We start from the raw sequence: 10,120 nt of genomic DNA on the forward strand, positions 1-10,120 counted from the left end.
TACCTTTGCAAGTGAATTTACAATGAGTTGCCCACAAAAGGTGACTCAGAAAGTCAGTTTCTTTTAAAAGTATATATGTTATGAATCAGAGAGTAATCATATCAACCCATCTGGAGAACGAACTGGTAAGCGCTCTCTCAGAATGCGAGCACGACAAGCTGTTTGTGCTTACAGATACTACCACACAGGAAAAGTGCCTTCCGGTTTTGCAGAAATTCTACTGCATGAAGGAAGCTAAGGTGATAACGATTCCGGCTAGCGACAGTCATAAGGACATAGAAAGCCTGATGATGGTATGGAAGGGACTGCAGGAAGGTGGCGCTTCACGTCACTCTTGCATGATCAACCTCGGAGGCGGTATGGTAACCGACCTCGGCGGTTTTGCTGCCAGCACCTTCAAGCGCGGCATCAACTTCATCAATATCCCTACTACCCTGCTGGCGATGGTAGATGCATCTGTGGGTGGAAAGACCGGCATCAACTTCGGAGGTTTGAAGAATGAGGTGGGTGTTTTCAATGATTCTAAGTTCGTAATTCTCGACACCGAGTTCCTGAAGACCCTGGATGCCGAGAACATCTGTTCGGGTTATGCCGAGATGCTGAAGCACGGCTTAATTTCTACCGAGGCGATGTGGGAAGAGCTGGTAAGCTTCGACCTTGCCAACCCAGACCTGAAGCAGTTGCAGCGCATGGTGGGCGACAGCGTGAAGGTGAAGGAGCGCATCGTGGAACAGGATCCTCATGAGAAGGGCATCCGCAAGGCTTTGAATCTGGGACATACCTTCGGTCATGCCTTCGAGAGCTGGGCGCTGAAGCGCAAGCCAATCCTTCATGGTTATGCCGTGGCATTCGGTTTGATTCCAGAACTTTACCTCAGTGTGGCAAAGACAGGATTCCCAACAGAGAAGATGCGCCAGACCGTGACCTTCATCAAGGAGAACTACGGTACGCTGAATATCACCTGCGATGACTACGACGAGCTGATTGAGCTGATGCATCACGACAAGAAGAACCAGAATGGTATCATCAACTTCACCATGATGGGAGCCATCGGAGATATCCGCATCAACCAGACCGCTACAACAGAAGAAATCAAGGAAGCACTCGACTTCTTCAGAGAAGGATAGATCGCTTCGGCTTTCCGGTTTCGGTAAGCGGAAGATGATCTACATGAAGGAATTCCCTTGGAATCCAGTATTTATAATCAGATAAGAGGCGGCGGATAGTCGCCTCTACTGTTTTTATCTCTTTGTCCTCTGACAAGAGAACGGCGATTTCTCCAAACTTTTCATCTTTCTTCTTGGCAAGCATGAAAGGCTTTTCCAGATGAGGTTTCAGAAATTCTTCTACTTCTTCTATCTGAATCTTGATACCACCGCTGCAGATAACATTATCCTTTCTGCCTTTGATTCGGAAACGAAGTTTTTCCACCTTATTATATATATAGGATTCTATTTCCACAATATCATTCGTTACCAGGGTTTCGGCACAGACCAGAGGGGCATCGATGACGAGACAGCCTTCTTCGGTCTGACTGATTTTCACGCTATCAAAAGGCTGATACCATTCGCTAGTCTCAGCGCCATTGATTCTTCGCAAGGCGATATGAGATAAGGTTTCGGTCATGCCGTAGGTACTCCAGATAGCGATATTGCCAGGAAGAGCCTGGAGTTCCTTTTCCAAGGATGCATCGATGGCTCCACCTCCGATAATCAGATGGCGGATATGAGTGAGTCGCTCCCGCTCCTCAGGAACCTGCAGGGTGTTATACACCTGCATCGGAACCATGGCGGCAAAAGTGATTTCCCCGTTTACATCTTTTCCATTTACATCTTTCAAATCTATATTCTTCAGCGGATGACCACTAGGAGAAACAGAAATAAGATGGAGATGGCGCTCGATACTGCGCACCACCACCATCTTACCTGCGATATAATCAAGCGACATACAGAGCAAAGCGCTATCACCAGGCTTCAATCCCAGAAAATCACAAGTAATGCGGGCGGAGTTGAGCATTCGCTTCTTCTCTACCATCATCGGCTTGGGCTTTCCCGTGGAGCCACTGGTATGCACCAGTACCCGGTCGCTATCGTTATTCCATTCAGAAAGGAAATCTTCTAAAGTCATAATTTAAATTATACCCTGCTTAGCGGATTACAAATCCGCAATAGTTACCCAATGATGCGGCGGATTGCAAATCCGCCGAAACAAATAGGGGTAAAATACTATATTATATTATTTTACAACAAAGAGTTTATCCCCCCGGATTTCCAATGGCATTGGGATGTTATCAGTAAAGAGCTGACCGGTGCCCAGACCTTGCGGCATCTTTACATCCGGACCATATACCTTGGCTGCATAATGTGCGATGGCATGGAGACCAATGTTGCTCTCCAATGCCGAGGTAATCCAACTGCCGATGCCTCGCTGGCTGGCCAACTGGATCCACTCGTTGCAACCATAGATACCACCATGGAGCGAAGGCTTCAGGATGATATACTGTGGACGAATGGTATCGAGCAAAGCCTCCTTCATGCTTCTCACATTCACGCCAATCAACTCCTCATCCAGGGCGATGGGAAGCGGAGTTTCTCTACAGAGCTGAGCCATCTTTGGCCACTGATGCTGCTTGATAGGCTGCTCGATGGAATGGATATCATACTTAGCCAAAGCCTCCAACTGGCTCATGGCATTCTCTGGCAGAAAACCACCATTGGCATCCACTCGCAACTCCACCTGTTCCTGGGTATAGACATCACGAATGCGCTTGATGAGATCGAGTTCCTTGAAGAAATCAATGGCACCAATCTTCAGTTTCACACAATGGAAACCCGCCTGGAGCTTCTCCTCCAGTCGTGCCAGCATCTCCTCGTAAGTACCCATCCATACCAGTCCGTTGATGGTGATACCCTCTTCTCCTTTTCCGAAAGGAGAGTCGAAGAGATCTATCAGGTTCTCCATTCCTGCAGGAACAGAGACACTTAAGTTCTGCTTCTTTGCTGCATCGAAGAACGAGGCAAAGGCGGTTTCCAAGCCGAAGGTGATGCTAGGGTAAGCACGAATCATATCGTATGGGATGCGTCCCATCTGCTCCACCATCTGGCACACCTGCCGAAGGGTCATCTCATATTCCGGTTTAGCATCGCAACTGAGATCAGGGAGCGTAGCACACTCACCCACTCCCTCTACTCCCGGCAATTCATCCGATGTAAGGGTGAGATAATAACTGTGTCTCGTGGTATATACGCCACGAGACGTGCCTGCCGGCTGCTTGAAGTGGAGCGTGCGCTCCGAGATGTCTATCTTATACATTCTTTATATATCTATATATCTATGTATCAATACAATTGAATTCTTCACTCTTCGTTCTTCACTCTTCACTTAACTTACTTTTTCTGTTTCAAGTCGTACAAGTCTTTGCGACGGTCACGAAGATTTCGAACGGCACCGTAGGTATGAAGCTCATTCAGGAGATTCAAGTCAACATCTGATACGAGAATCATCTCGGTATTCGGTGTTGCCTCCGAACGCTTGCCATCGTTAGGGAAGGCGAAGTCGCAAGGAGTAAATACGGCACTCTGGGCATACTGGATATCCATGTTGTGAACACGTGGCAGGTTACCCACACTACCTGCAATGGCTACATAGCATTCGTTCTCAATGGCACGCGCCTGGGCACAGACTCTCACTCTAGAGTAAGCATTCTGCGTATCGGTCATGAATGGAACGAAGAGGATCTGCATACCATCCTCTGCCATCAGACGGGAAAGTTCAGGGAACTCCACATCATAGCAGATTACGATACCAATCTTACCACAATCAGTATCAAAGGTCTGGATATGGCTACCGCCGCTCAATCCCCAGCACTTCTGCTCATCAGGAGTTACGTGAATCTTCTCGTACATATCCACGCTACCATCTCTACGGCAAAGGAAACCGACATTGTAGAGGGAATCATCCTTGAGATAAGGCATACTACCCGTGATGATATTGATGTTGTAGCTGATGGCAAGTTCACGGAATCGGTCACGAATCTCATCAGTATATTGAGCCATCATGCGGATGCTCTGTGCCTCACCCAAATCGTTGAATCTTGCCATCAATGGCGCATTGAAATACTCTGGGAAGAGGATGAAATCGCTCTTGTAATCGCTTACGGAATCCACGAAGAACTCTACCTGCTCAAAGAGGTCGTCCACCGAAGCGTATGGACGCATCTGCCACTGTACCAGACCGATTCGCACGGTTGGCTTTCTATCTACATAAGAATCCGTAGGTGGCTGATAGTAGATATTATCCCACTGCAGCAGGGTGGCGCAGTGTTCGCTTTCCTCATCACTAGGAAGATAGTTGCGGATGACACGGCGAACGTGGAAGTCGTTGGAAAGCTGGAAGGTAAGAACCGGGTCGTAAATCTCACGGTTTCTTACGTGCTCGATGTACTCCTTAGGGCGCATTTTGTCGGCATACTTATGATAGTTTGGAATACGACCACCAAACATGATCGCCTTCAGGTTGAGCTTCTCGCAGAGTTCCTTGCGATACTCATACATACGGCGAGCCAATCGCAGACCACGATAATCAGGGTGGATAAATACCTCAATACCATAAAGGATGTTTCCATTAGGATCGTGGGTATTGAAGGTCTCATTACCTGTCACCTGAGCATAGGTATGATCGCCTTTCACCATATTATAGTTGACGATGATAGAGAGGGCACAGCCCACAATCTTATCATCCACGATGATAACCACCTGTCCCTCAGGAAAGATAGTAATGAGTTTCTTAATCTGTTCTTTTGTCCAGAATACATCTGAGTCTGCGTAAATACGCTTAAACGACTTGGCGAGCTGGTCATAATCCTCCATGTGGAGGTTGCGCATGCTCACCTTTTCGATTTTTCGAGTTGGTTCCATAACAACTGTATTTTTATTATTATCTAAATCCGGGTGCAAAGATACAGCAAATTATAGATACGACAAAGAGTTTTCGCAAATAATTGATATTTACGAAAACTCTTTTCATGTATTTTGCTGTAAGAAAGCCTTTTGGCTTAGAATTTAACGCAAAAACTTGGCATCTTCCTGCGGTATTGCCTCATCATGATCATTGAGATAGAGCAACTTTACCGGATGATATTTATCACTTGCCACCGAGTATTCATCCTGACGATAATGGGTCTGAATGCCACCGATGCCCAACATGGTATGAAAAGCCGAAAGACTACTCTGTACCTGTTTTGACCGATTTTCTCCCAATGCCTTCAATATATCCGGATATTGTTTACTGAATCCTTCAGAAGTCCAGATGATGAAAGGCACATGCAGTTCGTAATCCGAAGCCTTCGGGGCAGCATGAAGGAAGAGGCTGCGCTCATCATCGAAAATATTCTCTCCATGATCGCTGGTATAGAGCATCGCTGAGATAGGCTGACCATATACCCCATCCGTCTTAGTCTGTATCCCCTCCCATTTCTGCAGACGTTCAATGATACCATGCAGGATATTATCGGTATATCGGATGGTATTATCATAGGCATTCAGGAGGTCACGCCGATTCTCCGACTTTGCCTCACTCCTGCTATCGGGCTTGAAATAAGCGAAACTACGGGGATAACGCTCCTGATAATTGAAGTGAGAACCATAGGTATGAAGAACGACGAAGAGCTTGCGATAACGGTAATGGGCAGACGAGGAAGCATCAGCCTTGGGCAAGATTCTATCAAGTTTCTGCAACAGATCCTCATCATAGTGACTGCCCTGGGCAGATTCTTCCTTCAGAAAGTAATGCTCATCAGCCTGTTCTCCCAGAAAATCGATAAACGAATGATTGGGCAACTGGTTGCTGATAAACACGGTATGGAATCCGGCTTCCCTGAAGGCTGCCAGAATGCCTTTCTCATGAAAGAGCCGTGGGAAATCCTCTGCCGAAGCAGCCGACAGAAGCATCGGTACACTCTTGTGGGTGGTGTTGCTTTGCGTTGTCACATTCGGGAAAGCCATAATACCCTGCGTTTTGGAAAGCAGAGGATTAGTATTTCGAGGATAACCATAGAGACTGAAGTTATGGGCTCGTGCCGTCTCTCCCACTACCATCACATACACCTCAGGAGTTTCCACATCGTGCTCGCTCCGGGCATCAAACCGGAAGTTACGGCTTGCCTCCCTGTAATTCTCCGATGCCGCATTGCGCTCGAAAGCCAGATAGAGATTGTAGCAGACGTTGACAGGATAGAGCTGATTGCGCATCCGGTAATCATCCACCACCACATAGCATGCCAGCAGACAGAAGAGGCCGATAGCCCCCACCTCCATCAGCCATTTGCGAACGTGATGCTGAAAAGAGACAGATAACTGACGCTTCTTCCTGATATGGATGACAGCCAGGATGAGCAAGGGAAGATAAATCACAAAAACACCTACCACGGCAGGTACCAGATTGTCCAGCAGTTCCATCACCTCTCCTGGATTGGTGGTCACGAGATTCAGGAACATATCCACCGCTATCACTCCCGTTCCGAAGAGATAGAGCAACACCAGCTGGAAGGCTGCGAAAAAGACAAAGAGAAATGCCCACCATACCATCTTGCCCGGACATCTGGCTACAGAAAAGACCCACATATACAGAGCCAGAGGCAACAGCACATTGGCTGCGCCCGCCCAGAAAGACAATCTTTCGGTAAAGCACAGGGCGATGTTGGGCAGCAGCAATGCCACCACCGCATACCAGTAAAGGAAGGTACCCGAAGACACCTTATTATATATTGTATTACATATAGAATGATTCATAGACTATACCTTATTATATATATAGCATACCACGGAAATACATCATTAAAAAGCCTCGTTGATATTGAAGAGGAAGCCAGACTGTCCAGACTTTCCAAATCCATAATCCAATCGTACATTCACATTCTTCTTGAACTCCCAGCGATAGCCTACTCCCGCATTCGGCAGAATCTGTCTGCTTCGCAACGCAGAGAACTTAGGGAAAACTGTACCTGCTCCAGCCCAGACCACAATACCATTTCGCTTCCAGACATGCTGGCGCAACTCCACGGTAGCCTCCAGTGAATGCTTGTCACGATAGCGGCCCTCGTAATAGCCGCGCATCGAACTGGTACCTCCCAGTTCCGCCATCATACCCCATGAAGGATTGCCGAAATTGAGATTGGCTCCGAAATCCTCGGCAAGAATCGTTCCCTTGCCCAGTCGCTGATAGGCATCAAAACGGAAATGAGTCGTACTAAAGGCATAATCATTACCCATAAATTCTGGCCGGAACATCTGCTTCAGATTCAGATAGATACCCCGGTGCGGATTGGTAAGATTATCTCGGTTGTCATAAACCAAAGATACACCCACTCCTACATTCCAGGTATGCTTATCCATCCCCTGCAGCAATTCCGGGCGCTCTATCTGCTTGCCTATCACATAGTCGTAAGCTGCCATCGGTCCCACATAGAAGTTATCGGCTACCCTGAACAGAAAACTGGCTTCTGCCTGAGCCTGCCAACGCTTCATATCACTCTTGTTGTCATCGTTATCGCCCATCTCGTAACCGATTCCCCAGAAATCGGAAGGGAAGGAATAGAAATAGAGATGATAATCAATGCGGTAACGACCGGCAGGAGCTATATGATTGCCCCGAACACCCAACATATAGAAGCCCACCGAACTGACATCACCGAAAAGCGATACATTGGAAGGCGGCAAAATGCTATCGTTAGGATCGGTGCGGTAAAGTCCTGCAGCCACCATTCCCAGACCAAACTTGGTATCAGAAGCATAGTGAGGCCCTCCGATTACGCTGAAGTCGAACCGCTTATGCTGCTTGTTCTTGTTGGCATCATTGAAGTAGTCAAGGAATCGCGTCATCCACGATTTCTTGACCTGCTGGGCTGTATCCACCTTCTCTGAAGAGAGAGTATCTGAAGAAATTGGCTCCGAGGCATAGCTGCTCAATGCCATCATCGCAAAAAGTATGGTTAGAATATGCTTCATAAAGTCAATATTTTCCTGTTGATTCTTTTTTCGTCATTTACTAATAAACCTGTGATACATCATTAATATACCAGTGACACATTATCTATCCACAAGGTGTTGCCTGGTGTTCCGATATAGGCACCGCCATCCGAAGAAGAGAACTGGAGAATGAGATGAGTAGGCGTTTCATCGGCAGCAGCCCATCCCACTTCTCTTACGGGCACACTCTTACCCTTGCTGTTGCGGGCATAATCGGTAGAACGGAGTCCCATCGTTGCGGCATGGTAGCCAGCCATGTGACGGATATCACCATAGTGGATTGTATAGGTTGCATCTTCCACCCATCCATTCGTACTCTTGCCGTATCGTACCACCATCGTACCCACTCGCTTGGCTGTGATATTACCCTTGGCATCCTCGTGACGCTTCTGAAGATAGAGCACCACGATGGCATGGTCTCTTCCAGCCACAGTAGAGGCACCACTGAATCCATTCTGTTTGATACGGTTGGCAACATTAGGAAGGGAGGTCTTGTAATCGAAACGCAAAGCCTTAGGACGAGCCGTAAACGGAATACCCCAGTTGATAGCCTTTGGACCATCCTTGGTACTGGTGATCGGTTCACGAACATTTCCCAGGAAAAGGGAACCAGCTGCAAGTACCTTGATATTGATAAGTCCCAACACCTTTACCTTTTCTATATGAGTCTCCAATTTGGCGCAATAGCCACTGCCGTGCCTGTCGCGATAAACCGAATTATTGGTCTTGTAAATGCCGGAAACATGCGCAAGAACATTGGATGACCCCCAAGGAGACCCACCCTTATTGGTATATGGAGTATTGCCATGGATAGTCATATTAGGTCCTACGGCATAAACGGTTTTCTGATTACCACCAATGATAGCCGACTCTTTGATATTTCTGATTACCCAGTGGTCCATATTTCCATATTTCAGAGGAACCACTTTTTCCTGTCCCTGCATAGGAAGGCATGACAAAATAGCAAGCGCTAATGCAATGCCAAAAATTACTTGTTTTTTCATATCTATTACTTTTATCTTTCTAGATGCTGCAAAGATAGAAAAACTTTTCGTACTTTCGGGTTTTCAAAGTACTAAAAAATGAAATATTAAGAAATAATAATATATTTAGGGGATTTTAATCGATGAAAAACAAAAAAAGCCCCGCAAGAGCAAAAGCTTGGGATAGTGAAAGCTTTTGCTCTTACAGGGTGTCTATTAACGGTTAGAATACATGTTGTCATAGTACTTCTGGTAATCGCCAGAGGTAACGTTGTCCATCCATTCCTGGTTATCGAGATACCATTTTACGGTTTCCTCAATACCCTCCTCAAACTGGAGTGATGGCTCCCAACCGAGTTCCTTCTGAAGCTTGCGAGAGTCGATGGCATAACGCATATCGTGACCCTTTCTGTCAGTTACGTAAGTGATGAGGTCCATATCCTCGCCTTCCTTTCTGCCGAGCAAACGGTCAACGGTCTTGATTACCACCTTGATGATATCGATGTTCTTCCACTCGTTGAAACCGCCGATGTTGTAGGTCTCAGCAATCTTACCCTTGTGGAAAATCATATCGATGGCACGGGCATGATCCACTACATACAACCAGTCGCGCACATTCTCACCCTTACCATATACAGGCAATGGCTTGCGATGACGGATGTTGTTGATGAACAACGGAATCAACTTCTCAGGGAACTGGTATGGACCGTAGTTGTTAGAGCAGTTGGTTACGATGGTTGGCATACCGTATGTATCGTGGAAAGCACGGACGAAGTGGTCTGAGCTAGCCTTAGATGCAGAGTATGGAGAGTGAGGATTGTACTTGGTAGTCTCCAGGAAGAACTCCTCGCCGTAAGCCTCATGGTTCTTATCGCTGGATGCCTTGGTGGTGAAAGGAGCAGGAATGCCCTCAGGATGAGTCATCTGCAATGCACCATAAACCTCATCGGTAGAGATGTGGTAGAAACGCTTGCCCTCATATCCCTCAGGAAGACTCTCCCAGTAAATCTTTGCCGCCTGGAGCAGAGACAGGGTACCCATCACGTTGGTCTGAGCAAAAGTGAATGGATCCTTGATACTTCTATCTACGTGGCTCTCGGCAGCGAGATGGAT

General features: G+C 47.0%; 8 protein-coding genes. 1 reads left to right on the forward strand and 7 read right to left on the reverse strand.

Going from position 1 to position 10,120, the window contains the following annotated elements:
• Nucleotides 1–80 precede the first annotated feature (80 nt).
• Nucleotides 81–1,127: a 3-dehydroquinate synthase gene (gene aroB / locus DXD25_RS08720; RefSeq protein WP_117662996.1), complete on the forward strand. Its 1,047-nt coding sequence runs from the start codon at nucleotides 81–83 to the stop codon at nucleotides 1,125–1,127.
• On the opposite strand, the gene DXD25_RS08725 is transcribed toward aroB, so the two are convergent.
• The 7 genes from DXD25_RS08725 to DXD25_RS08755 form a co-directional block, all read right to left on the reverse strand.
• Nucleotides 1,114–2,127, reverse strand: a complete 1,014-nt coding sequence (locus tag DXD25_RS08725; protein ID WP_117662998.1) for an AMP-binding protein — start codon at nucleotides 2,125–2,127, stop codon at nucleotides 1,114–1,116. The genes aroB and DXD25_RS08725 overlap by 14 nt on opposite strands.
• A 108-nt stretch (nucleotides 2,128–2,235) precedes the next feature.
• Nucleotides 2,236–3,312 carry an o-succinylbenzoate synthase gene (locus DXD25_RS08730; RefSeq protein ID WP_117663000.1) on the reverse strand — a complete coding sequence of 359 codons (1,077 nt, stop codon included), beginning with the start codon at nucleotides 3,310–3,312 and terminating at the stop codon, nucleotides 2,236–2,238.
• Between the two features lie 74 nt (nucleotides 3,313–3,386).
• Complete coding sequence (locus tag DXD25_RS08735) at nucleotides 3,387–4,916, reverse strand: carbon-nitrogen hydrolase family protein (protein WP_089542890.1); 1,530 nt, start codon at nucleotides 4,914–4,916, stop codon at nucleotides 3,387–3,389.
• Between the two features lie 144 nt (nucleotides 4,917–5,060).
• The gene (locus tag DXD25_RS08740) at nucleotides 5,061–6,788 is read right to left on the reverse strand and encodes a phosphoethanolamine transferase (protein ID WP_117663002.1); all 1,728 of its coding nucleotides are present in this window, start codon (nucleotides 6,786–6,788) and stop codon (nucleotides 5,061–5,063) included.
• 45 nt (nucleotides 6,789–6,833) lie between these two features.
• Nucleotides 6,834–7,973 (reverse strand): BamA/TamA family outer membrane protein, encoded by a 1,140-nt coding sequence (locus tag DXD25_RS08745; RefSeq protein ID WP_370453411.1) that lies wholly within the window; start codon nucleotides 7,971–7,973, stop codon nucleotides 6,834–6,836.
• A gap of 92 nt (nucleotides 7,974–8,065) precedes the next feature.
• Nucleotides 8,066–9,028: a PCMD domain-containing protein gene (locus tag DXD25_RS08750; protein WP_233522243.1), complete on the reverse strand. Its 963-nt coding sequence runs from the start codon at nucleotides 9,026–9,028 to the stop codon at nucleotides 8,066–8,068.
• Nucleotides 9,029–9,223: 195 nt separating this feature from the next.
• On the reverse strand, nucleotides 9,224–10,120 hold an 897-nt coding region (locus tag DXD25_RS08755), incomplete at its 5' end, for a dTDP-glucose 4,6-dehydratase (RefSeq protein ID WP_147327880.1).

This window comes from Prevotella sp. TF12-30, assembly GCF_003436715.1.
GTDB lineage: Bacteria > Bacteroidota > Bacteroidia > Bacteroidales > Bacteroidaceae > Prevotella > Prevotella copri_A.

Bases quoted from the DNA above. Each gene is read 5' to 3' on its own strand.
- DXD25_RS08745 (WP_370453411.1), bottom strand. From the start codon at position 7,973: ATGATGGCATTGAGCAGCTATGCCTCGGAGCCAATTTCTTCAGATACT.
- aroB (WP_117662996.1), top strand. From the start codon at position 81: ATGAATCAGAGAGTAATCATATCAACCCATCTGGAGAACGAACTGGTA.
- DXD25_RS08730 (WP_117663000.1), bottom strand. From the start codon at position 3,312: ATGTATAAGATAGACATCTCGGAGCGCACGCTCCACTTCAAGCAGCCG.
- DXD25_RS08750 (WP_233522243.1), bottom strand. From the start codon at position 9,028: ATGAAAAAACAAGTAATTTTTGGCATTGCATTAGCGCTTGCTATTTTG.
- DXD25_RS08725 (WP_117662998.1), bottom strand. From the start codon at position 2,127: ATGACTTTAGAAGATTTCCTTTCTGAATGGAATAACGATAGCGACCGG.
- DXD25_RS08735 (WP_089542890.1), bottom strand. From the start codon at position 4,916: ATGGAACCAACTCGAAAAATCGAAAAGGTGAGCATGCGCAACCTCCAC.
- DXD25_RS08740 (WP_117663002.1), bottom strand. From the start codon at position 6,788: ATGAATCATTCTATATGTAATACAATATATAATAAGGTGTCTTCGGGT.